This is a genomic window from Actinoplanes subglobosus (assembly GCF_042650585.1).
In the GTDB taxonomy this organism is placed as follows: Bacteria; Actinomycetota; Actinomycetes; order Mycobacteriales; family Micromonosporaceae; genus Actinoplanes; species Actinoplanes subglobosus.
Genome location: NZ_JBHSBL010000002.1, coordinates 88,297 through 110,956 on the forward strand (window position 1 = coordinate 88,297; position 22,660 = coordinate 110,956).

21 protein-coding genes, 1 tRNA gene and 2 pseudogenes are annotated in these 22,660 nt (G+C 68.2%); 16 read left to right on the forward strand and 8 right to left on the reverse strand.

The window, feature by feature from the left end; all coding sequences use genetic code 11:
- The first annotated feature begins 55 nt into the window (after positions 1 to 55).
- Positions 56 to 2,053: a DUF7824 domain-containing protein gene (locus ACFO0C_RS00950; protein ID WP_378064490.1), complete on the forward strand. Its 1,998-nt coding sequence runs from the start codon at positions 56 to 58 to the stop codon at positions 2,051 to 2,053.
- 60 nt (positions 2,054 to 2,113) lie between these two features.
- Entirely contained in the window at positions 2,114 to 2,545 is a 432-nt protein-coding gene (locus tag ACFO0C_RS00955) for a hypothetical protein (RefSeq protein WP_378064731.1), read from the forward strand.
- A gap of 117 nt (positions 2,546 to 2,662) precedes the next feature.
- On the opposite strand, the pseudogene ACFO0C_RS00960 reads toward ACFO0C_RS00955, so the two are convergent.
- Positions 2,663 to 2,851, reverse strand: a pseudogene (locus tag ACFO0C_RS00960) (ASCH domain-containing protein); the annotation flags it as partial.
- Positions 2,852 to 2,910: 59 nt separating this feature from the next.
- On the opposite strand from ACFO0C_RS00960, the gene ACFO0C_RS00965 reads away from it, so the two are divergent.
- The 6 genes from ACFO0C_RS00965 (at position 2,911) to ACFO0C_RS00990 (ending at position 7,961) form a co-directional block, all read left to right on the forward strand.
- Complete coding sequence (locus tag ACFO0C_RS00965; protein ID WP_378064491.1) at positions 2,911 to 3,459, forward strand: hypothetical protein; 549 nt, start codon at positions 2,911 to 2,913, stop codon at positions 3,457 to 3,459.
- 148 nt (positions 3,460 to 3,607) lie between these two features.
- Entirely contained in the window at positions 3,608 to 4,246 is a 639-nt protein-coding gene (locus ACFO0C_RS00970) for an alpha/beta fold hydrolase (protein WP_378064492.1), read from the forward strand.
- Positions 4,247 to 4,420: 174 nt separating this feature from the next.
- On the forward strand, positions 4,421 to 4,963 hold the full coding sequence (locus ACFO0C_RS00975) for a hypothetical protein (RefSeq protein WP_378064493.1): 543 nt from the start codon (positions 4,421 to 4,423) through the stop codon (positions 4,961 to 4,963).
- A gap of 63 nt (positions 4,964 to 5,026) precedes the next feature.
- Positions 5,027 to 5,935: a HEAT repeat domain-containing protein gene (locus ACFO0C_RS00980; RefSeq protein ID WP_378064494.1), complete on the forward strand. Its 909-nt coding sequence runs from the start codon at positions 5,027 to 5,029 to the stop codon at positions 5,933 to 5,935.
- A gap of 135 nt (positions 5,936 to 6,070) precedes the next feature.
- Entirely contained in the window at positions 6,071 to 7,069 is a 999-nt protein-coding gene (locus ACFO0C_RS00985; RefSeq protein WP_378064495.1) for a hypothetical protein, read from the forward strand.
- A 97-nt stretch (positions 7,070 to 7,166) separates the two neighbouring features.
- Positions 7,167 to 7,961 (forward strand): hypothetical protein, encoded by a 795-nt coding sequence (locus ACFO0C_RS00990; RefSeq protein ID WP_378064496.1) that lies wholly within the window; start codon positions 7,167 to 7,169, stop codon positions 7,959 to 7,961.
- Between the two features lie 108 nt (positions 7,962 to 8,069).
- Here ACFO0C_RS00990 and ACFO0C_RS00995 read toward each other — a convergent pair whose 3' ends face one another.
- Positions 8,070 to 10,163: an ATP-binding protein gene (locus ACFO0C_RS00995; RefSeq protein ID WP_378064497.1), complete on the reverse strand. Its 2,094-nt coding sequence runs from the start codon at positions 10,161 to 10,163 to the stop codon at positions 8,070 to 8,072.
- Between the two features lie 185 nt (positions 10,164 to 10,348).
- On the reverse strand, positions 10,349 to 10,735 hold the full coding sequence (locus ACFO0C_RS01000) for a VOC family protein (RefSeq protein WP_378064498.1): 387 nt from the start codon (positions 10,733 to 10,735) through the stop codon (positions 10,349 to 10,351).
- Between the two features lie 92 nt (positions 10,736 to 10,827).
- Between ACFO0C_RS01000 and ACFO0C_RS01005 the strand changes: the two genes are divergently transcribed.
- On the forward strand, positions 10,828 to 11,382 hold the full coding sequence (locus tag ACFO0C_RS01005; protein ID WP_378064499.1) for a dihydrofolate reductase family protein: 555 nt from the start codon (positions 10,828 to 10,830) through the stop codon (positions 11,380 to 11,382).
- 260 nt (positions 11,383 to 11,642) lie between these two features.
- Here the strand turns inward: ACFO0C_RS01005 and ACFO0C_RS01010 are convergent, their stop codons facing one another.
- Positions 11,643 to 12,611: an NAD(P)-dependent alcohol dehydrogenase gene (locus ACFO0C_RS01010; protein ID WP_378064500.1), complete on the reverse strand. Its 969-nt coding sequence runs from the start codon at positions 12,609 to 12,611 to the stop codon at positions 11,643 to 11,645.
- A 94-nt stretch (positions 12,612 to 12,705) separates the two neighbouring features.
- On the opposite strand from ACFO0C_RS01010, the gene ACFO0C_RS01015 reads away from it, so the two are divergent.
- The 6 genes and pseudogenes from ACFO0C_RS01015 to ACFO0C_RS01040 all read left to right on the forward strand — a co-directional run bounded on the left by ACFO0C_RS01015 (position 12,706) and on the right by ACFO0C_RS01040 (position 16,914).
- Positions 12,706 to 13,362: a TetR/AcrR family transcriptional regulator gene (locus tag ACFO0C_RS01015; protein ID WP_378064501.1), complete on the forward strand. Its 657-nt coding sequence runs from the start codon at positions 12,706 to 12,708 to the stop codon at positions 13,360 to 13,362.
- Positions 13,363 to 13,410: 48 nt separating this feature from the next.
- A tRNA-Leu gene (locus ACFO0C_RS01020) sits at positions 13,411 to 13,498 on the forward strand.
- A gap of 135 nt (positions 13,499 to 13,633) precedes the next feature.
- Positions 13,634 to 14,101 carry a hypothetical protein gene (locus tag ACFO0C_RS01025; protein ID WP_378064502.1) on the forward strand — a complete coding sequence of 156 codons (468 nt, stop codon included), beginning with the start codon at positions 13,634 to 13,636 and terminating at the stop codon, positions 14,099 to 14,101.
- 425 nt (positions 14,102 to 14,526) lie between these two features.
- Positions 14,527 to 14,910 (forward strand): annotated as a pseudogene (locus ACFO0C_RS01030) (tyrosine-type recombinase/integrase); the annotation flags it as partial.
- A 489-nt stretch (positions 14,911 to 15,399) separates the two neighbouring features.
- Positions 15,400 to 15,882, forward strand: a complete 483-nt coding sequence (locus ACFO0C_RS01035) for a hypothetical protein (protein ID WP_378064503.1) — start codon at positions 15,400 to 15,402, stop codon at positions 15,880 to 15,882.
- Positions 15,883 to 16,593: 711 nt separating this feature from the next.
- The gene (locus tag ACFO0C_RS01040) at positions 16,594 to 16,914 is read left to right on the forward strand and encodes a hypothetical protein (RefSeq protein WP_378064504.1); all 321 of its coding nucleotides are present in this window, start codon (positions 16,594 to 16,596) and stop codon (positions 16,912 to 16,914) included.
- A 74-nt stretch (positions 16,915 to 16,988) separates the two neighbouring features.
- Here ACFO0C_RS01040 and ACFO0C_RS01045 read toward each other — a convergent pair whose 3' ends face one another.
- From ACFO0C_RS01045 to ACFO0C_RS01060, 4 genes are read right to left on the reverse strand one after another with little or no spacing between them, the layout of a single operon-like run.
- Positions 16,989 to 18,023, reverse strand: a complete 1,035-nt coding sequence (locus tag ACFO0C_RS01045) for a hypothetical protein (protein ID WP_378064505.1) — start codon at positions 18,021 to 18,023, stop codon at positions 16,989 to 16,991.
- On the reverse strand, positions 18,020 to 20,254 hold the full coding sequence (locus ACFO0C_RS01050; RefSeq protein WP_378064506.1) for a hypothetical protein: 2,235 nt from the start codon (positions 20,252 to 20,254) through the stop codon (positions 18,020 to 18,022). Before ACFO0C_RS01050 ends, ACFO0C_RS01045 begins: the two co-directional genes overlap by 4 nt.
- Positions 20,244 to 20,819 (reverse strand): toll/interleukin-1 receptor domain-containing protein, encoded by a 576-nt coding sequence (locus ACFO0C_RS01055; RefSeq protein ID WP_378064507.1) that lies wholly within the window; start codon positions 20,817 to 20,819, stop codon positions 20,244 to 20,246. Before ACFO0C_RS01055 ends, ACFO0C_RS01050 begins: the two co-directional genes overlap by 11 nt.
- Positions 20,816 to 21,130 carry a hypothetical protein gene (locus ACFO0C_RS01060; protein WP_378064508.1) on the reverse strand — a complete coding sequence of 105 codons (315 nt, stop codon included), beginning with the start codon at positions 21,128 to 21,130 and terminating at the stop codon, positions 20,816 to 20,818. The genes ACFO0C_RS01055 and ACFO0C_RS01060 overlap by 4 nt, the downstream gene beginning before the upstream one ends.
- A 138-nt stretch (positions 21,131 to 21,268) precedes the next feature.
- Here ACFO0C_RS01060 and ACFO0C_RS01065 point away from each other — a divergent pair, with 138 nt between their 5' ends.
- Positions 21,269 to 22,540: a helix-turn-helix domain-containing protein gene (locus ACFO0C_RS01065; RefSeq protein ID WP_378064509.1), complete on the forward strand. Its 1,272-nt coding sequence runs from the start codon at positions 21,269 to 21,271 to the stop codon at positions 22,538 to 22,540.
- The last annotated feature ends 120 nt before the right edge of the window (positions 22,541 to 22,660 follow it).

Consider the following 22,660-nt stretch of genomic DNA (forward strand, 5'->3'; position numbering starts at 1 on the left):
GCCAGGATCAATGCCGACGAGCCGCACCCTCAAAACTCAGGTTAGGTTCGTCGGCATGTCTTTGACCTGGGCCGGGTTCGACGAGTGCGTGCTCGACGGTGATCTCGGGGCGCTGGCCGCCCTGCTGGTCGCCGCCGACGAACCGATCAGGCGTGGGCTCGGCAGCGAGATCGAGGACCGGATCAGGACCACGGCACCGCCGTCCGGGGTCTTCCCGCCCGGGTGGTCGTCGGGGGCGTACGCGCTGGTGGCCATCGCCTTTTTGCCGTCCGCGGCCCGGGTCGCCGCGGTGCTCGGGCGGCGGGAGATGCGCCAGTGGCATGTCATCCCGCGGACGGAGTTCCTGGCGATCGCCCGGTCACGGGAGCTGCCGTGGATCGGTGACCTCGGCGTCCGGCTGGCGCGGCTGATCCGGCCGGACGATCTGGTGCTGTCGGCCGAGTGGGAGTTCGTGGTCGCTCTGCTCGACGAGGGCAAGGCCGACCCACCGGTCACCGCGGGCGTGATCCGGGCGTGGCTCACCCAGATCCACCAGGGCCGTTCGACGGCTCTGCTTCGCCGGCTGCGGGCGTCGCGTTTCCACGACGTGCTGCTGCCGGGTGTCTTCGAGCTCGACGGCGTGGGCGCCCACATTCCGGCGGCGGGCTGGGACGGCAAGACGTGGGACCCGGTGCCGGGTCTGCCCGATACGATCGTACGGCTGATCGCCGAGGGCCGCCTCGACCGGGAGGTGATCCTGGCCGCCACCGTCGACCGGCTGAGCCGTGGCGGCCGTCCCCCGGCGCTGCGGCCGTTCGTTCTCCTGCACGACCGGCTGGCCCCGACGGTCCCGGAGCGGAAAACGCACACCGACGCGTACGCCCACATGCTCTCGACCGGGCCGTCGCCGATCGCCGCCCTGGCCCAGCGTGTGCTGCGTTCCGTGGATCCGCCGCTGGAGACGCTGCTCGACACGAGTGCCGCGGTCCTGGTCCGCCCCGAGAAGACCCTGGTGAAGACGCAGCTGACGTGGCTGGACAAGACGGCAGCCCGGCGCCCGGCTCAGGCCGGCGCGATCGTGGAGGCGGTGACGGCCGCGTTCACGAGCCCGGTCCTGGACATCCGGGATCTGGCCCTGAGCGTGGCGGCCCGACACCTGCCGTCCGCTCAGCCGCCACCGGCTCTCCTGTCGGCCCCCGCATCCACCGCTGCCGGCACGTTCGAGCCTGCGGCGGCTTCGACTCCCCTGCCGGCACCGATCGGGACCGCCGCGGAGCTGGCCGAGGAGGTGGTGACGCTTCTGCGGGATCGATCCGGAGTCCGGTGGGAACGGATCCTGTCGGCCCTGGTCAGTCTGCCCTCGGACGGGATGGCGGAGATCCTCGGCCCGGTTCTGGACCGGCACGAGGCGTTCGGCGAACACCGGAGCTGGTACCCGGCGCTGGCCGAGGCGATCCGGGCGCGCGCCGGGCTGCAACCGGACCACGCCGTACGGCAGCGACTGCTCGCAGCCGTCCGCGACCGTTCCCCGATCCGAACGCCGGCCGACATCCTGATGCTGCGGATCGCCGAACTCGCCGTGCGGGTGACCGGGGAACCGGTGCCGGCCCTGCTCGCCACGCCCACCCATGTGACGGGCAGTGTCGACACCGATGCTCTGGTCCATCGGCTGGCCCGGTTCGAGGCCGAGGACAGGTCGCCGTGGCCGCTCGACTTCCAGCAGGCGCTGCTGCGGGTGCCCCGATCCACCGAACCTGAGGTGCTCGAACGAGCACAGGCACTGACCAGTTCGTCGGGCCGACAGCTCGCCCGGTGGCTGGAGAGCGGCGGGTTGCCCGATCCGTTGAGCACGCGTCACGTACAGCAGCGTCATGATCCGGACGGCAACCTGGTGGTCCGGCGGGTGCTGGTGAACCTGGAATCGGCGCGTACCGACGGCGAGCGCCTACCGCTGGAGGACGCCGTCGTCACCGTGACGCGGGGCCCGTACCCCGATTATCGGGGTCTGTCCGACTACAACGCCGAGGTCCTCGCCATGGTGCTCCCTCACCACCGTGAGGTGACAGCGGCGTAGGCCCTGCCCGACATCGCCGCCCAGGCTGACCAGGACATCCGGAGCGACGGCCTGCTGCCGATGCTGGCCGACCGTAGCGGACCTCCCGGTCCGGCGATGATCCTGGCCGTCGCCTACGCCTTGGGCGCCCGGGACGCCGCCGACCGGGTGGCCGCCGTCGACGCCTTCCTGACCCTGCCGGCCCACGCCGGGCCGGTCGGGGCCGCGCTGGGTGACCTGTGCTCGGACGGGACCGTCAAACTCAACCGTGTCGCCGCCGCGCTGACCGGTGTTCATCAGGCCGGCGCGGTGTGGCAGCTGCTCGCCGCCGCGATCCTGCCGCTGCTGGCCACCACGCCCCGCGGTCTGCCCGACCTCCTGGAGCTGGCGACCCACGTCGCCACGGCCCTCGACATCCGGGCCGACCTGCCCCACCTGGCGGACCTGGCCCGGCGCCCCGGAAACACCCGCCTGCTGCGTGAAGCGAGACGCCTCCAGGCGGCGCTGTCCTAGGCGGCGCGGTCCTCCTGCTTCATTTGCGGCCGACCGGGTCCTCGGCGCCCACCCCGGATCGCCCAGGCACCACCAAGGTCGCCGGGGCCGCCACGATCCTCGTCGGTGTGGCCCTCCGACCGGACGGCCGGCCGAGTCGATCAGGGCCGAGCGCCGGCCCACGGCGGGCAGCGGCTCGGGCTCGACCTCATAGTCCTGCAACAGTCCGGTGGTGCTGGTCTTGCGCCCGTCGAGCACAGCGGCGACCAGCTGGTCTCGCAGCGGGCCGGGGAAGGCGAGTTCGAAATGCGGCAGCTCGTCGGTCACGACGCGAGGCTACGTAGTAGGCGCCGGCCCCGGTTGACGCCTTGAGTGACTCTGGGTCCATGACTCAGGTGGTCCTCGCACTTCTCTCGGTGACCGGCGCACTGGTCGGTGTGATGCTGGGGTCGTTGCTCAACGCTCGGGTGCAGCGCGCTTCCTGGCGGCACCAGGAGAACACGATGTCGATGCGAGAGCGGCGCACGACGTACGCCGCCTTCGTCGCCGCCTGCCGCGAGTGGCGCGCGATGGTGTTGGGGCCGGATGTGCGGATCATCCCGGCGTCGTCGGTCTCCCGGCAGCCGCATGCCGACGGCGGCGAGGTGCGCACCCAGGTGGTCCGGTACCGGGCCGAGATCGGCCTGATCGCACACACGACGGCGACGGTTCAGTCTGCTGCCCTCCTCATGCTTGCGGTCGGGAAGCTTGCCGAGGCGAGGGCCGGTCACGAGGCAGGCCAGGTTCCCGAACCCTTCATCCAGGCATGCAGAGACGCGGAGCGCGAATTCAACCGGGCCGCGCGTGCGGAACTGCGCAGCCCGGAAATCGATCTGAAGACTCCCACCGCCCTCCCGGCGGCCGCCGCGCCGTGGGAGGCACAGGATACGCGGTGATCGCAACGAGTTCACTCGGCTCACGTCGCTCCTCGGTGCGCATTAGACTCGCGCGGTGCGGGATTACCGGGAAATGGACCTGGGGTGGGGCCGACTCGCGTACCGGAGATTCGACCCCGACCCGGACCTGACCGCCGACGCTGTGCCGATGATGCTTCTGCATGGCGGCGGCGGGGACGGCACCACTTGGGACGACCTGGTGTGGGCCTTCGCCGAACGGCGCACGGTGTACGTTCCGGATCTGCGCGGCATGGGCCGCAGCGAGCGGACCGGGCCGTACTCGATGACGATCATGCGGGACGCGGTTCTGCTGCTGCTCGACCGCCTCGCACTGGACCGTGTGGTCCTGGTGGGACATTCGCTGGGTGGCTTCGCGGCGATGCTGGCCGCCCAGGCGGCGCCGCACCGGGTGACCGCACTGGTCCTCGAGGAGTGTCCACCGCCGGTCCCGCTCGGCATCACGATCCCGGCAGAGGTGGACGACTCCGCGCCCTACTACGACCGCGAGATCCGTCCGTCGATCCTGCGCGACCTCAATACACCCGATCCCGCCTGGTGGGCCGACCTCGACACGATCACCGCACCGACGCTGGTCCTCGCGGGTGGGCCGGCCAGCTTCCTGCCACAGGACATGATCGCCGCGGTGGCGGACCGCGTCCCGGCAGGACGACTCGTCACCATCGAAGCCGGCCACCGGATCCACCGGGACGCGCCGGACGAATTCGTTGCTGCCGTCAAGTCGTTCCTCGTCGCGGTGGACGGGGCGCCGGCGCCGCATCACGGTTAACGCGTCCGAGGACGTCACGGATTGCCCCAGCGTGCATTGCGCAATCACTCGGCTCATGGCCCCGGGTGCGCTGACCTGCCACCGCGATCGCGCTGGTGGCCGACCCCACCTCGATGATCGGTCGACGTCACGAAATGAATTGCTCGTACCACCGCCTGCGATGATCATCGCATCATGGAACCGCTCACCTGGTGCGTCGTGGCAAACGTCGCCGCCGAGACCAACAACGGCGACGGCGGTCTGGAGATTCGCTCCGGCCTGCGCCGTTTCGGGCCCGGAGCGCGGTTGTGGGTGCTGCGCACCGCCTTCCAGAGCTCCTACCGCCGTGTGAACGTCGTCGGCCGCCACCGTGGACCGGGACACCGCCTGATCCACATCATCATCGAGCTGCGCGGTCTGACAGGCTTCCGGGTACGGCCGGTTTACAGCCCGGCCGTCTACACCGCCCTGAACCGGCCGTGGGAGCCGACGGGCAATCGCCGCTTCGGCGTGATGTGGGCTGGCTTCGAGCAAGCACAGGAATACGCCGACCTGTGGAACGAGCCCCGGTTGGAGGCCCGTTTCGACGGAGCCGACGGCGGCACGGTTGCCGACCCGCCACCTATGGAGATCGAGCGAAACGACAAGACCTACTACCTGGCCCACCTCAACAGCCGGTACGCCCGCTACTCCTCCCTGCCACCGTCCGCAGAGCCCCAGTACCGGTGGGCCGGGTAGTTGACTTTCGGTTCGAATCCGCTATTGCGCAGGGCGGACAGCCGTGACGTGCAAACTGGAACGGTGGACGACCCTCGGCCGACAGAGCTCGAGCAGCTATCGATCGGTCATCTCATGCGCATGGCCGGGCGTGAGGTCGAGGAAGACGATGCCGATGCGCCTGTGCCGTTCCTGGTGGCGTTGCACCAACGGCCGGTCCGGGAGGTGTTCGAGCGCGCGGCCGCACTCCTCAACGACGGTGACGCCACACGCCGGATTCTTGGCGTACGGATTCTTCGGGAACTCGGTGAACAGCAGCCCGATGGATGTCGACCGTTCACCGGCGAGACGATTCCGCTGCTCAGAGACCGGCTGAGGAGAGAGTCAGAGCCTGATGTGCTGCTCTGGATCGTGTCTGCCCTCGGGTTTCACTGCGCCCGTGAGGCGCTGCCCGAGATCGCAGCACTCGCCTGGCATCAGGACGCGCGGGTGCGGTTCCACGTCGCGGCGAATCTGACACGGCTGGTCGATCTCAGAGCCGTGGACGCCGCCGCTGCCGATGCCTTGATCCGCCTCTGCCATGACGACGACGCCGATACTCGCTACTACGCCCTCTATGCGGCCACCCGTGAGATCGCCGGAATGAACGTGGAGCAGGTGACCACCCTGACGGCTGAACTGATGAGCGATCCCGACGATCAGATCAGCACGATGGCGGTCAGCCATCACCAGGCCATCGACACTGTTCGGCGCTACCTGAACGAACAGGACCCCGGCCGGGTCTTCGATCCGGAGATCCGGGCCGGCGAGTACGACGACATGATCGGTCCGATCTTGGTAGGACTCGCCTGCGAGGGTGGCGTCGCCGAGATCCGTGATGTTCTGACCGAGGAGATCTCCCGCGGGTTCGGTAGGGTTTCGCCACACGTCGACACCACCACCATGGCGCAACGGCTGGTCACATGGTGGCGCAAGGAGAACACGGCGTCGTGAACGCTCCGCCAACCGTCGTGAACCACTGCACAGAAGCAAGCGCGATTCGCGGCATGAACGGATGTTCTGCAATCCATCACGCTCGGCACGATCTTGGTGGCGCATCACCCCATTTGGTAACTAATCTCTGCTGGCGTGGAGGCTGTGGACTGGACCGTCGATGAGTTGACGGAGGCGTGTTTGGAGGCGCTCGCCACCGGCTGCATCGAAGGCGTGCCGCTGGAGGCGGACCCGGAGGATCTGGCATCGCAACTCAGCTTCCCGAACCGGCTGCTTCCCGGACAGCCGGATGGCGGTGACCCCTACGGCCGTGCCTTCGAGCAGCGGTACTTCGCCAGAGGGCTGCACATGACCCGCGACTGGGGCCACGTCACCGCCTTCTACTTCCGTGACCACCCGCACGCACCGTGGAAGTCCAACGGGATCACCATCCGCGCGTACTTGATGGACGGGCCTCCCGAGTGGTCCGACGTCGCGGCAGAGCTTCAGCGTCACGGATTCGACCTTGTGCCCACGCCGGACGAGTACACCGTCAGGGCGTCGGCGGTGACAGCGAAGGTGGCGACCGGCGACAGTCATGCCGCGGCACCGCCCGGCAGCCTGATCGACGTCACCATCCCCCGCAACGTCGTGCCGTTGCCCTCACCGGACCGGCGGGGGCACCTCCGTAACGCGATGCGTGCCCTCGGCCGGGCGGGTGCTGGAGCTTGGCCGGAATGGCTGGCGGAGCGTGAGTTCGGCGCCGACGACTACGTGGCGGTGTTCGTCGCGCTCACTCGGCTGAACAGCGACCAGCCGTCCCGCGCCGAGGAGTGGAATGCGTTGCTCTCCTGGTTCCTGAACCAGGCACGCGAAACGAACGTCTTCCGCCCGGAGGAATGGACCTATCACTGGGCGTGCTACGGCTCACCGTCGCCTGCCGAGCTGGCTCATGCCTGCATGACTACCCTGCCGATGACTCTCGACGAGGCCCGGTCCATGCCGGAGAGCTGGCGTGACATCGCACCGGACGACGCGCGCCGCGCTCGGATGACTCGGGCGCTGCTCGGTCTCGCTCGTGATGCGGCACCCGGCCCGGCAGCCGTCCGGGAGATCAACCGCTGGAGACGGCAGAAACGGCCGTGGATCCAGTAACGTCCACGTCCACGATTCGGCAGATCCGCGTATTCCAAGGGTACGGGAGATGCAGGGTTTCTGAGCTCGTTGACGGTTGCGGCTAATCTGCCGAGTCGTGGATGTCGCCCGCACCTTCCTCGTGGAGATCGACGCTCGGCAGCCTGGTGCGCTCACCGGACTGTTCCTGCACGGTTCGCTCTGCTGGGGTGAGTTCTTCGCCACCAGCGACGTGGATTTCGTCGCCGTCTGGGCCCAGCCGCCCGACCATGACGCTCTCGCTGAGGCGCACCACGCGACCAAGGCCCGGCACCCCGAGGTGACGTTCGACGGCTTCCACTGCTCGCCGGAGGAGCTGGCCGTCCCGGCGCTGACGGTGGGCCGGCGGCCGGTCTTCTTCGGTGGCGAGTTCGACCCGGCGGGCAAGGTGGACATCAACCCGGTCACCTGGCACGAGCTGGCTGAACGCGCCGTCGTGATCCGCGGCGAGCTGCCGCCGGTCCACACCGACCCCGCCGAGCTGTTCGAGTTCACCCGCGACAACCTCGACACGTACTGGCGTTCCGCCATTCCGCGGATCGAGCAGGCCGGATTCGAGGCGTTCGGAGGTCACGAGCCGTCCGTCGCGTGGGTGGTGCTCGGCGTGGCTCGTCTGCATCACCTGCTGGTCAAAGGTGAGCTGACCTCGAAGAGCGGCGCCGGCCGCTACATCGCCGAAGAGCTGGAGCCCCGTTGGCGCCGGCTCGGTCTCGACGCTCTCCGGATCCGCGAACACCCGCAGAAGCCGGCGCTCTACGGCGACACGAACGAGCGCGGCCAGGAGACGTACGACTTCCTGTGCTGGGCGGTCGAGGACGGGACACGCCGAACGATGCCGGCTACTCGACCAGGCCGGCCCGGAACGCCGCGATAGCCACCGGCACCGGCGACCGGCCGGCAGGGCGCCTGACCCACCCGGCCGGTCTCGCCGCGGTGAGGTGCCGGCCGTGGCCGTCCGCGTAGCCTCGGCTCGCTCCGTCACTCAAGCCAGTGGCAGGGTGAAGCGGAAGCAGGTTCCGCCGCCGGGGTTGTCGGCCACGGAGATCTGTCCGCCGTGGCGTTCGACGATGGTCTTGCAGATGGCCAGGCCGAGTCCGGTGCCGGCGTAACCGGAACTGGTGTGCGCCCGGTGGAAGCGGTCGAACACCGACGGCTTGTGTTCGTCGGGGATGCCGATCCCGCGGTCGGCGACCTCGATGCCGGCTTCGCCGTCCGCTGCCGGTGCCGGCCGCACCTCGATCCGGGCCACGGTTCCGTGTTGCACGTATTTGAGGGAGTTGCCGATCAGGTTGTCCAGTACGTGCCGCAGCATCGCGCGGTCGGCGGGCACGGTCGGCAGTGGCTTCACGTCGGTCATCGGGCGCTCATCGTCGGCCAGGTGCGCGACCCGGTCCTTGATCACTTCGGCGACCAGGGCGTTCAGGTCGACGGGAGCGAGGGTCAGGGTGGAGTTGCGAGCCGTGGTGTAGGCCAGCAGGGTCTCGATCATGGCGGCCATCCGGGTCACGGTCCGGCTGATGGCTGACAGTGCGTCGCGTACCTCGTCGGGCTCTTCGTCGTCGAGGGCGTAGCCGGCCATGTCGCATCGGCCGCCGATGACCGCCAGCGGGGCCTTGAGGTCGTGCGCCACCACGCCGGCGAACACCGCGAGGTCCGTCTCGTAGCGGCGCAGCTCGGTGATGTCCCGGAACACCGCGACGGCGCCGTGCTGCCCGGCACCGGGGTCCAGTGGGCGGCCGCTGACGCTGATGAGGATCCCGTCGGTCTTGACGGTGTTGCGCACGAGCATCTCCACGCCGTCGGAGGCCTCCCCGTGCAGTGCCCGAACCAGCGGCATGTCGTCGATCGGGAACGGCTTCTGACCGTCGGCCTCGAACAACCCGAAGTGCTGTTGCCATTGTTCGGGGGTGCCGGGATCCCCGTGGACACCGAACAGGCTCTGGGCGGCCGGGTTGTGCATGAGGAAGCGGCCGTTGTCGTCGACGACTCCCACGCCCTCGGACATGCTGGTCATGACTGCGGTGAGCAGGCCGGCCTGCCGGCGGCTCTCGGACTCGGCCCGCCCGATGTCGGCGGCGGCCTTGCGGGCTCTGGCACGGCCGGCGGCGAGCGTGTATACGAGCCCGGCCAGCAGCAGCGACAGCAGGCTGCCGCCGGCGCCGATGACGAGCGGGAGGTCGGTGTCGGCGCCGGGTAGTCGTTCGCTGTCGGCACCGACGGACAAGGTCCAGGTCCGATCGCCGACGGGGACCATGACGGTGCGCCGGAGGTCGGGTCTGCCGGGGATCTGGAGGTTGGCTACGATCTGGTCTTCACCGGCGGCGTTCTCGGTGAGCAGCTGGACGCCGAGCTGGCCGATGCTGGCGCCGGCGAGTGATTCGCGGAGGAAGTCCATGCCGCGCATGGCCAGCACCAGCCAGCCGCGGAAACGTCGCGCGCCGTCCGGCTCCCGGATCGGTGCCGCGAACACGAAGGACAGCTGCTGTTCCGCTGCCGGCCGTGCGCGGTCGGCGGCCAGAACGTAGGTGTCGGAGACAGTCACCAGGTTGGTGTCACGGGCTGCTTGGAGTGCCGCTCCGGGCTCCGATGCCACCGGTAGGTTCACTGATCCGGATCTGACATAGCCGCTGTTGTCCAGGCGGCGGGTGAAGATGGGCGCGAGCTGGTCGTCATCGCCGGGTACCGGCCGCAACACCAGATCCGCCGGGCCGCGTGTCCGCCACAGCCGCTGCACTTCGGGCAACTGTTGCGCGGTGCTCGGCACGACGAACGAAACGCTGGCGGCACCGGACAGACGTGCGGCCGCGAGTGGATCCGTGGCGGCCCGGAAGTCCGTGATCGTCATGGCTTCGCGCGTGGACAAGCTGGCGGCGACGGTCGCGAGCAGCTCTGAAAATCGAGTGCTCTCGGTTCTTGCCGCCTCGAGCACGATGCGGGTCCGCCCGTCCATCGTCAGGTCGATGTTCAGCTGTTGCTGGGCGCGGAGGCTAGATGCGGTTGTCCAGGTGGCCGTCAGGCCGAGGATCGCGACGACCCCCGCGAGCAGGGGAGCCGCTTTCGCGCCGGGCACCTTCACGATCTAGTTATAGCGCTTATATCATGCGAAACTTACCCTTTCCTACCTTTCTTACGGCCACGTGGGGCGGGCAGGCCGGCTACCTGCCGCCCGTGGGCCGGCAAGCACCTCACCTGATGTCGGGTCACCGGGATGCCGCAGCACCGGACACCGTCGGCGCGGGCCGTCAGACTGTCCCGGGTGCCCTATCCGGCGAGTTCGGCCTCGCTGCGCAGGATGCAGAACTCATTGCCCTCCGGGTCGGCCAGGACGACCCAGCCTGTGCCGTCGGGGTTGCGCAGATCAGAGACCTCGGTGGCGCCGAGCTTCAGAAGGCGGGCGAGTTCGGTGTCGCGGGATCCGTCGGCTGGGCGCAGGTCGAGGTGGATGCGATTCTTGGCCTGCTTGGCCTCCGGAACCTGGATGAACAGCAGCCGGTGCCGGCCGTCCCGCGAGATGATCAGGCATTCCTCGTCGCCCGGCTCGTCGGGATCGTCGGGGTCCCTGGCGTAGTCGAGAACCGTCTGCCACCAGCAGGACAACGCGTACGCGTCAGTGCAATCGACAGTGGTGTGTGAGACATAGGCGGTCACCTCCGGATCATTCCAGTTCGGGGTCGCTCCGGATGCCCCTGGCCCCGATCCCCGTTATCGTCAGGCTTGACCTTGATTGGGGGTGGTATCGCGTGAGCGGCCTGATCGCCCAGCAGTGGATCTCCGTCGACGGCTTCCTCGCCGGCATCAACGGCGAGGCCGATGTGTTCGCCGCCGTCTCGGATTTCACCGCCTCCGAAGCCCACAACACCGCGTTGCTCGCCGACATCGACGAGGTGCTGCTGGGCCGGCGCACGTACGAGTCGTTCGCCGCCCACTGGCCGACCGCGGTCGACGAGCCGATGGCCCGGCAGGTCAACGCACTGCCCAAGACGGTGTGCTCGACCACCCTGACGGCGGCGACGTGGGGTGAGCACGCCCCAGCCCGGGTGGTGCCGGATCCGGTCGACCACGTCCGAGCCCAACGTGCCGACGGTGTCCGGACCATCGTCTGGGGCAGCGTCAGCGTGATGCGCGCCCTGCTCGCGGCCGGTCAGGTCGACGAACTGGAACTGTTCGTCGCCCCGATCGCCCTGGGCGCCGGCACTCCCCTGATGGCGCCGGGTGCGGCCCCGCTGCCACTGCGTCTGACCGCCTCGGACACGTGGCCGGGCGGCGTGATCCGCCTCCGCTACGCCGTCGGCTGACCGGTATGAGCTCCCCGTCCCAGCCCCATGAGGCGTCCCATGGGGCCTGGCCGCATGGCGCCTCGGCGGGCCAGGGCGGTGAGCCGGCTTCTCAGCCCGGCGGTCGCGCTGGGGCCGTGAGCGGCCGGCCTGCCGCGCGGTAGCCACGGGACATGATCGATGCGGTTGGAGGTGCTCTACCCGTACTCCCTCATGGTGTTTTGTGTTGGTGTCAACCGCGGGTGGCCGGCTGCGGTGAGTCACGAATGGTTTGATGCGAGTCATCCGGCGACCTCCACGATGATCTTGCCGGAGACCCAGCCCCGGTCGATGCGGTCCAAGGCTGCGGGCGCCTCGTCGAACCGGTAGATGTCGTCGATGACCGGGCGGATCCGACCGGTGGCGACCATCCCCGCGAGCACGGCGAGGGCGGCGGGATCCGGACTCACCGTGAGCGGCCGGACCTGGCGGCCACCGGTGATCAGGCCTTTCAGCATGCGCCGGGCCGGACCGAGCCATCGGCCTCCGGTGCCGGCCGACAGCAGCAGCACGCCGCCTGGAGCGAGAACCCGCCGAAGGGCCGAGACCGGATAGTTTCCGGCCAGGTCGAGGATCACGTCATAGCGCTGGCTCGTCGCAGCGAGGTCGGCGGCGCTGGTCTTCTCGTAGTCGATGATCCTTTCGGCACCGAGTTTGCGCACCATGGCGGCATTGCGACCGGAGCAGATCGCGGTGACCGCCGCGCCCTTGTCGACGGCGAGTTGCACCGCGAAGGTGCCGACGCCGCCGGACGCGCCGGTAACCAGGAGCCGTTGCCCGCCGGAGACGCGCCGGACACCGGCCAGCGCGGTGGCACCAGCGATCGGCAGCGCCGCAGCCTGGGCAAAGGTCACACCGACCGGCTTACGGGCGGCACGCGAGGACGGCACCACGGCGAGCTCCCCGATCGCGCTGGTGGACTCGGCCAGTATCTCGTCGCCCGGAACGAAGTCGCGAACGTCGGAACCGACCGCCTCCACCCGGCCGGCGAGGGCTCGGCCGACCACAAAGCCGGGCTTTGGTTTGCGCAGCCCACCGGCCAGGGCGCGGATGGCGAACGGCTCACCACGCAACAGGAAACGGTCGGCGGCGTTGAGCCCCGCAGCGTGGACCCGGACCAGCAGGTCATCCGGACCGGGGACAGGTTGCGGCACCTCCTGGAGGGCGACTCTGCCCGGCGATCCGAACCCGGTCTGAAGCAGTGCTCTCATGATCTCCCACCTCCTGCTTACGGCGTAAGCTTACGTCGTAAGCAAGCGTGCGGTATGGTCGACCCGTCCCGCAACCAATCGGAGAGCCGAATAAATGCCAACCTCACGAGCGCCGCTCAGCACGCGGCGCGTGCTCCAGGCCGCCCTCGCGCTGGCAGACTCGGGCGGCACGGATTCGCTGACGATGCGCCATCTGGGCCGGGAGCTCGGCGTGGAGGCCATGTCGCTGTACCGGCATGTGGCGAACAAGGACGCCGTACTCGACGGCATCCTCGACATGGTGGTCAGCGAGATCGACCTGCCGGAGACACGCAGTGATTGGAAGTCGGCGATGCGGCACCGGGGCGAGGCCGCGTTCCGGGTGATGAGCCTGCACCCATGGGCCCCTCCCCTGCTCATGTCACGCACCAACACGGGTCCGTCGATGCTGCGCTACATTGACTTCACGCTTGGTGTGCTCCGCGGCGCCGGCTTCTCCTGGAGACTCGCCGACTACGCCTGGAACACCATGGACAGCTATGTGTACGGCTACACGCTCCGCCGCCTGGCGTTCCCGATAGCGCCCGCCGACTACGCGGAGACGGCAGCCGCCCACCAGCACCTTCTGGCCGGCGACCGATACCCACACATGGCCGAGCTGACCCGCCAGGTCGCGGAGGGCCACCACCCCGGCGACCCGGACATCACTTTCGGCCTCGACCTGATCCTCGACGGCCTGGAACGCCTACGAGACGCCGAGCCGGCAACCTGACCCCGCCGTGAAACCCCACGGCCAGCGTTTGTTAGCTTATGCAGGCAGGTCCGGGTGGCGGAATGGCAGACGCGCTAGCTTGAGGTGCTAGTGCCCTTTATCGGGCGTGGGGGTTCAAGTCCCCCCTCGGACACCAATCTTGGTGGGATCTCAGCAAGATCACCGCGGTGGGATGGATCGGCAGGCATGCTCCGGTACGGGGCTTCCGTCGGCGGCTGACACTCTCGCGTAGCACTCACGACGAGCACCATCCGCGGCGACGGGGTGTGCGGTGAGCCGCGCCCTACAGCCGTCCGATGACGACAGCCGGTTCGACGAGCCGATCGCGCCACTGATCCCGCCGGCGCTCCCGCCGCCGCAGCCCGCTGCCCTGGACGTCGGCGTACTCGCCCCACCGGCGGCTCCGCACTCGCCGTTGCTGCTCGATGTCGCCCGCCTCGGCGCCTCAGGCCGGTTCACCAGCAAGGCCCTGCTGCGTGCCCTCGGCTGGCAGCCCGCCCAGCCCCTTGCCCTGCAGCTCGGCGACGAGGCCGTCGTACTCACCGCCGACCCGGACGGCACACTGACCGTCGGCACCCGCGGCGAGATCGCCGTCCCCGCCCCGGCCCGCACCATGGCCGGCCTCGACCACTCCCCCACCGCCGCCCTCGTCGCCGACCCCGACCAGGCCACCCTGACTTTCCACCCGGTGAGCCTGCTCACCGCCCACTACACACGGCGCCCCGGAGACCCGCCATGACCGGCGGACCCGACCACCTCGACCGCACCCTGCACCAACTGCAGACCGTCCTCACCGACCTGCAGGCCGGCCGTCACCGAGTACCTGCCTCGCATGGAGGCTGCCGCCGGACCTGGTGCCCGCCGCACCTATGGCAGCTACTGGCAGCAAATGGCCCGGACCTGGGGTGAGCGCCGTCTCGACGACATCCGCGCCACCGACGTCGAAGCCCTGCGCCGCCAGGCCGCGGCCACTGCGGTGCCCCGGCGCACGGCCGTGGCGGCCGCTACGCCGGCGTCCACCTGATCTCCGCCGCCCGCGCCCTGTTCAACCGGGCCATCGCCGACGGCTACCTCACCCCCGGCGCCAGCCCCGCCCACCGCATCAGCAAACCCCGACGCCTGCCCAGCACCCGCCGCGCCCTCACCGCCGGCGAACTCGCCGCCATCAACACCGTCGCCCGCACTACCGGCCACGACCCCACCCTCGACGCCCTCCTGCTGCGCCTGCACACCGAGACCGCCTGCCGCCGCGGCGGCGGCCTGGCCCTCCGGGTCACCGACATCGACCCGGTCCGCGGCCTGATCCTGCTGCGAGAGAAGGGCGGGACGATGCGGTGGCAGCCGATCACCCTCGAGTTGGCCGTGCACCTGCTGCACCATGCCCGCACTCGGGGCGCCGCGGCCCCGAGTGACCGGGTGCTGCGGCACCGGGATGGGCGACCGCTGACCCGCCGTCGCTACGAACTGCTCTGGGCCCGTATCGGCCGGCACCTGCCCTGGGTCGCCGACCAGGGCGTCTCCACCCACTGGCTACGGCACACCACCCTGACCTGGGTCGAACGGAACTTCGGCTACGCCACCGCCCGTGCCTACGCCGGCCACACCGACAAAACCGGCCCGCCACCACCACCTACATCAAAGCCGACCTCACCGAGACCGCCACCGCCCTCGCCGCCCTCACCGGCCAGCCACACCCTCTCGCCGACAGCGCACTGCGTCCCGCCCCGTGACCGCCGGTGGCCGGTGGCCGGTGGAAGAACACTGAAATCGGTGGCCGGATGCGAACCGAACGACCCATGGCGGCAAGATTCGGCGGTCGGGCGCGCTGACAGAAAGAACGCTCGGTCCGCGAACTCGTCGACGACGAACGCGGTCCCGAATCCGTCCCGGCCGTCCTGGCAGCTCGTCTCGCCGCCACGGGCTCAACGCCATCAGCGCCGAGAACAGCGTGTTCGTACGCCAGCAGATCCGGTGTACCGCCTGAATCCCGTGTCGCGTAGTGCTCATGTTGGCGCTGCCGGTGTCAAGCAGGAAGGTATGGGCGAGGCCGGCCCGCTGAGCATCCGTGGCCGCCTCGAGCACACCATCGAGGCGCTGGTTCCCCCTGCCCGGTGCCGGACCACCCCGCCCGTTCCCTTCGCCCTGCCCGCGCTTGGTCCGCCCCGCGCCCAGCTGCCGGTCTCGCCGCTGGTGATGGATACCGCCCGCCTCGACGCCTCCGGCCGGTTCACCAGCCGGACGACGATGGCCGTGCTGCGCTGGCAGCCAGGGCAGCCCGTCGCGATGACGGTGGCCGGCGCAGCCGTCGCCTTCACCGCCGCCGCCGATGGCTCCCGCGTCGGGACCCGCGGTGAACTCGCGATACCCGCCGCGGCCCTCACGATGGCCGGTATCGATCACAAGGGGCAGATCGCGATTGTGGCCGTACCCGCCCAAGCCACCCTGATCGTGCACCCGATCACCCTCGTCGTACGGCTGCTCGCCGAGCACTATGCCCAGTCCCCGGGGCCGCGATCGTGATGGCCGACCACGCCCGCCTCGAACAGGCCCGCCAAGCACTCGAAACCCTCGGCGTCACCCTCGCCGACCTGCAGGCCACCGAACTCCCGGACCCGATGCCCACGGTCGCCTAGTACCTGCCCCGGGTGAAAGCTGCCGCAGGGACCGGCGCCTGCCGCACCTACGGCAGCTACTGGAACCAGATGACCCGCCAATGGGGCGACCGACGCCTCGACGAGATCCACGTAACCGACGTCGAGACCCTCATGCACCAAGCAGCCACCCAAGCCGTACCCCGCCGCAACGGACGCGGCGGCCGTCATGCCAGCGCACACCTCGTCGCCGCCGCCCGCGCCCTGTTCACCCGAGCGATAGCCGACGGCTACCTCCCGGCCGGAAGCAGCCCCGCCCACCGAGTAGAAAAACCCCGCCGACTACCCAGCCCACGCCGTGCCCTAACCCCACGCGAACTGACCGAAATCAACGACGTCGCACCGACCACCGGCAACGACACTGCGCTCGACGCGCTAGTGCTGAGGTTGCACACCGAGACCGCCTGCCGCCGAGGCGGCGCCATCGCCCCGCGCCTACGCGACATCGACGCGCAATACGGGCAGGCCCTGCTGCGCGAGAAGGGCGAGACGACACGCTGGCAACCGGTCAGCCTCGAAACTGGCCGCGCGTCTGCTCGACCACGCCGCAGCACGCGGTGCCCGGTATCCAGACGACAGCGTGCTCCGCTGCCGCAACGGCCACCCGATCACCACACGCCATTACGACCACCTGTGGCACCGCCTCGGCCAGCACCTGCCCTGGGTCGCGGCGCAAGGCATCTCCACTCACTGGCTACGCCACACCACACTCACCTGGGTCGAACGCAACTTCGGCTACAGCATCGCCCGCGCCTACGCCGGCTACACCGACAAGAAGAGCACCCCCACGACGACATACATCAAGGCCAACCTGCCAGCTGTCGCCGCCGCACTCGCTGCGTTGACCGGCCAACCACATCAACTCGCAGCCTCACTCGCCGAACTCGGCTTCGGACCTTGAGTTAGGCGGTCAGCAACTGCGGCTCTGTACGAGCTGGCATCGGTCGACAGACCAGCAGTGCCACTGCACCTAGGCTAGGGGGCATCGTCGTCCCCAGTGGCCGGTGGATGCTCGTTGACCGGGCCGAGTTGAACCCCGTTGGGAATGACTGGTGGGGCGTCCCAGCTTGCGCCAGCCCGACGTTTCGGCGTCGATGTCCGGCGTACGTGATCGGTCAGTTCATCACGGAATCGTTCGATGTCGGCTGCCTGGACTGCCCCGATCTGAATCAGGTGCCGAAGCAGTTCGGTGGAGCGTGCGTCGCGGGTGTCCTCCTGCTTGATGCCCGCCTCCCACACACGCATCAACAGGTCGAATGTTCCCTGGGTGTCCTGCGGGTGCTCGGCGACGTGGGCGAGCAGTAGTTGGTATGGGTCCAGGTTGAGCCCGTCCACCGCTTCGAGGGCGGTCTTGTACCGATCGAGTTCGGCCGCGTGTTGCCGCTGCTTGATCGCGTTCTCCCGATCGGTACGAGAGAGTTCGTCGTCGTGCCGCTGTGCGTCGATCTCACGAGCCCGTTCGTTCTCGCGCATTTTCGTCAGGTGCGCCCGCGCTGCCTCGTCCGGTGCCAGCCGGACGTTGAGGTGGTAGATCCTGATACCTTCCGGCAGGGAAAAGCCTGCCCCCAGTTTGCTGTTGATGGTCTCCTCGGCGAGCAGCGATTCCTCGATCTCGAACTGCCGGGCGATGGGCCGCATCTGCGCGATGATCGGGTTGATAATGGCCGTGTCACCGAGGACAAGGTTGCGGCGTACAACCTCAGCGGCGTCCGCCACACGGAAACCGATGTCGAGTGTGGCTTCGAAGAACGTCGCTTCTCCCCGAGCGGGTAACTGGCGGCCACGCAGCTCGACGTTCAGGCGATGATCGCCGATATCGATGTAATGCCGCATCCAGTTGAATCCGGCTATTCGCCGGATCCATCGCGACAACTTGTCATCCAGCCGGACTACCGATCCCTCGTTGTCGGTGTAGACGACGCGCACGCCGGGGCGGGCGACGTCGGCGTCCCGCGCGGCGGGAAAGAAGGCTGCCTCGGAGGCGAGGATCGGATTGAAGATATCCGTCATGACTTGGACTCCACGGGTGCGGTGAGATCGAGCCGGTCGAGGTGTTCCTTCACCTGTTCGGCGGTCCGGCGGACGGATTGCAGATGGTCCGGGCTTGCCCACTCGGTGGCGATGCGGCGCACTATCCGCTGGGTCCGGTCATCGGTCTGTGAGACCGCACCCAGCAGGTAGGTCAGGGCTTGACGAGCACCGCCATCGCGTTCGGCCATGACGGCCCAGTGCGTGAGCGCCTGCTGACCTCCGCCGGGTACCGTCCACGAGGTGAGTGCGCAGGCCCAAAGGTCACACAAATCATCGCGAAGCTGCGGATTTTGATCAGCGAGAAGGAGCAACGTCGGCCACAGGACAGGCGTGCCTTCAGGCTGATCGTCCCGGACCTCTGCTACCAGGTTTGACGTCGCGGCCAGGAAGCCGTGGACGACTGCGTGCTCTCTGCGGTAGTTGTGTCGCCAGTTGGCCAGCTCACGCAGAACCATCGGTGCCAACCGCCCGTAATTCCGGCCGATCAGCTCGCTGAGGCTTTCGCCTACTGCGGCCACAACCTCATCGTTGGAAACCACGGCCAGCCTTCCGAGGCGGTCGAGGAGCAGGTGCGGGTCTTCATCCCGCAAGGCCATACCGTAGGCGCGGGCCGCCGTTGCCTGTCGGCGCGGGTCGCCCTGCAGCCCATGCCAGTCATCTATCAGCCTGACGACGTTCGCGGTGGTCCGCTTGGTGGACGCTGGTGCTCGCAGAGCAAGCGCTACGACGTCACGCCGCTTTCTGGACTCTTCCCCGGACCAGGGCAGGAACACTTTCCGGTAGAGGTGATCGAAGTTCAGGAGAGACAACCTGCCGAGTGTGCTGGCCGCCCGGATTCCGATCGGGCTGTGCACACTGTCCGAGGAGAGATTCGTCAGCCAACGGAGAAAGCCTTCGTTGCGGCCGCCCCTGCGCCAGAAGTGCTCGATGATCTTGCGGGGGTAAGCGCCGTCCTTGTATGTGATGGCCGGGACGACGGTCCGGCCGAAAGCACCGTTGCGGGCGTACGTCTGGACCGTACACGCTCGTAACTCTGCGAGCCGGTTCCAATACTTACCCTTCTGCCTGGCGGTCGCCCCCAGATCCCTGGCCAGCTTCTTGGAGCTCTCCAGCACGTCCTCGAAGGGAAGGCCGTCGAGCACCGCCAGCGCGACAATGAACTGCCCATCACCCCGATCGAAAAGGTTGTCGAACCAGATCGTGAAGTCGTCGGTGTCACGCTGCTCCATCAGGTCCTGGACGGCCGCGAGGTCGACTATTCCGTCCCGTTCCTTCTGTTGTATGAACGCGGCCAGATGAGCTGCCCTTCGCCGGTGTAGGTCCGGACTGAGCAGGTCGTCTACCATCGCGGAGAGGCCGTCCTGCTCGAGAATCTGCCCGTTGCGACTGCCCATACGCTCGCGTAGATGGTTCTCAAAGATCAAGCGGTGTGCCGGCGGTTCCTTGAGTTCAAGCCGCAGGTCGAGGACTTCGTCGTCACCGAGACGGGCATCCGGGCCGGTGACCACGATCAACCGAGCCGACACGCGAGACAGCAGACGTTCCACTTTCTGCAGCTCGGCTCCGGACAGCGCGGTGGGGCTGCGCGGCACGCGCAGGAGGAATCCGGCCTCCGGGATCCGTTTCTCGGGGTCTCCATCCTCGACGAGATCGGCGAAGAGCCGCAGATCCAAGGTGGCGTCCAGGTCATAGATCGGTTCGTTTCCGGCGTCGATCAGAAGTCTCGTGGCAACCGTCGTACCGCCGAATCCCGACGGCGCCACCAGCACCGCGGCGTTGCGCGAAGAGAACCCTTCTTGCAATTGAGCCCAGTCGCCTGGCTCGGCGAACGCCGAACGCGCCGGGTCCTCGACTTGGGGAGCGAGTCGGGGCATCCTGACGCGGCGCTTGCCTTTCCCGAGGTAGTAGACGTTTTTATCACCGGCTACGAAGTCGCCTTCTACGAAGAGCCGGTCGGCTTCCGCGATCCACGCCAGCCGGTCGGAGACCTTGCCCGGTTCGGGTTCCGCGCTCGTGGCCGCGGAGGGTGTTTCCGGTATGTCCGGTCCCTCGGGCTCGTCGGCGTGCGTGTGGTGCGGTTCGGGTCGCACTGCCGGTGTTTCGCTGAGCCGGCCGGTATCTCTGGCCGTGGTGTCGCTGTTCTGGTTCGGACGCGGCTCAGGCTCATCGATGAGAGTCGGTTCCTCGTCGGCGTGCACCTCATCTGCCATGGTGGTTCACCGTCTTCGATCCATTGACCACGTCGCCGCGGATCCGCCCTCCGCTGATGTGAATACCGCCACGATCCGTTAGCACCGGCACTGCCACATGAGCTGCCGGGGTGGTTTCCGTCAGTTGGTCCATCAGATAGTTCAGATCCCGGTCGGCACTGCGGTGGGTTATCGTGAGGTACTGCCGGTCAGCGAGTGGCCGCAATGACTTCGGCAACGACGCCGCGTCCGGTTGGGCAGCGTTGCGGACGAGTACCGGGATGATCCTGAGCCGCTCACGCAACGCGCATTCGATCTCCGAACGCACAAAGTCGTTCTTCCGATCGATGCGCCGGCCACCACCCTCAACGACTCCGGCCCAGTCCGGGCCGACTACGGCGATGACCGCGCGACAACCCGCCAGACTTCGCCACAGTCGGCGCCGGAAATCGGTACCCAACTCGATCGACTGATTGTCGAAGAACGCGGATCCATTACCGAACCTTTGATTCACGCGATCTGCGATCAGTCGCGCTTCGGCAGCCGCATCCGATTTCCGGTAGCTGATGAACACTTCGTCGCTCATTTTTCCCCCACATGGTTGATCGACAGATCAACTGTCAGCACTGAGCGGGAACATACGTGACTAATCACCCGCTCCGCATCCTGTCCACATGCACACTCATCGATGGATGATCGGCGGAATTCACTCACCTTCCCAGGCGTTTCCCGTGGACCAAACCGCGGGAAACGGGAGACAACGCCAGTCGAGACCAGCCAACCGATGGACAGCGCGGTGATCAGGTCCGGGAATCTCCAGGCCATGATCGTGGTCGCTGCGCCGGCAACGACGGCGAGCACTCCGACGGGAATGATTTCGCCCTTCCGCCTCTTCATGCCAGTCGCTCCAGAGTGGTAGAAAGGAATTCGGTACGGCTCGTCTGCGATCGATCCGCTGCAATCAACCATGCGGCGGGCCGGGCAAGAAGCAAAGCGGTTGCCCGGCCCGCCATTTCCGAGGAAACGGGAGACAGAGTGACGGGCTCCACGGAATCCGATTTCGGCAGTCAACTGCGTAATAGGCGCGTCGAGGCGGGTGTCTCACTGGCTGCCTTGAGCCGCAGCGTGCATTACAGCAAGAGCTACCTGAGCAAGGTGGAGAACGGTTTGAAGGTGCCGAGCGTCGACCTGGCGCGCCGGTGTGACGCGGCGCTCGGCGCGGACGGCGAACTGGCCGCGCTGGTACCGGACTCCCGCCGCGCTACCGCCCCGCCCGCCGCGGAGTCAGCCGCCATCTGGGCGTTGGCCCTCGGCCCGGATGGACGTAGTGAGTTCTCCGGTGCACACCGTCCTGGACCGGATTCGCTGGGGGTGGCGACGACTTTCTCCTGGCGGCTTCGGCCGGCTGGGGTGCCTCGTCACACTCAGGAGTCGACGGTGCCCAGTTTCGAGGCGATGTTCGGTGCGATGCGGCGGCTGGGCCAGACCATGTCGCCGGCCGCACTGATTCCCATTCTGGTGGCACAGACCAACGCCCTGCGCGTGATGGCAAACGGCGATGATCCGGCGGAACGCGGACGGATTCTGGTTCTGGCGGCCCGATATGCCGAGTACGCGGGATGGATGGCACAGGAGGCCGGCAACGACGACGCTGCCATGTGGTGGACCGATCAGAGCTGCGAGCTGGCGGAGTCAGCCGGATTCAGCGACCTCGCCGCATATGCTCTGGTCCGGCAAGCACTGGTGACCATGTACCGCTACGACGCGCGCAACACCATTACCTTGGCTCGCCTCGCCCAGGAACAGACCCACAACCCGCGGATCGCCGGTCTGGCGGCCCAGCGTGAGGCGCAGGGGCACGCCCTGGCGAACGACAGTGACTCTTGCTGGCGCGCCCTGGAGCGGGCCCGCATCCTGCTCGGCACCGCGGACGAGCACGGCGACCTGGTTCTCGGCACAGCCACCCTGCGCGATCCGGTGACGATGGTGAGCGCCTGGTGCCTGCACGACCTAGGTCGGCCACGGGAAGCCGTCGACATCTTCGCACGGGAGATCGATCGCATCCCGCCCACCGCGCACCGGTCGATAGCCCGCTACTCGGCCCGCTACGCGCTGGCACTTGCCGCGTCCGGCGAGATGGAGCAGGCCTGCCTCGTCGCCGAGCCAGTGCTGGAAGCATTGACGAGAGCGGAATCCGCGACGATCAAATCCGATCTGCGACAGTTGGCGAGCGAGTTCCGCCGGGCGCCCCGCAACCCCGTGGTGCGCAACTTTATACCCCGGCTGGCGGATGCCCTCCGCAGCTGACGCGCACGCAGCGAACCCAGCATCACCGCCGTCCCGGTGTGCAACGGGACGGCGGTAACCGACATCATCCGGGTCCCCAGTTTGCCTGGTTGGTTCGCCGCGACCCTCGCGGTCGGCGAA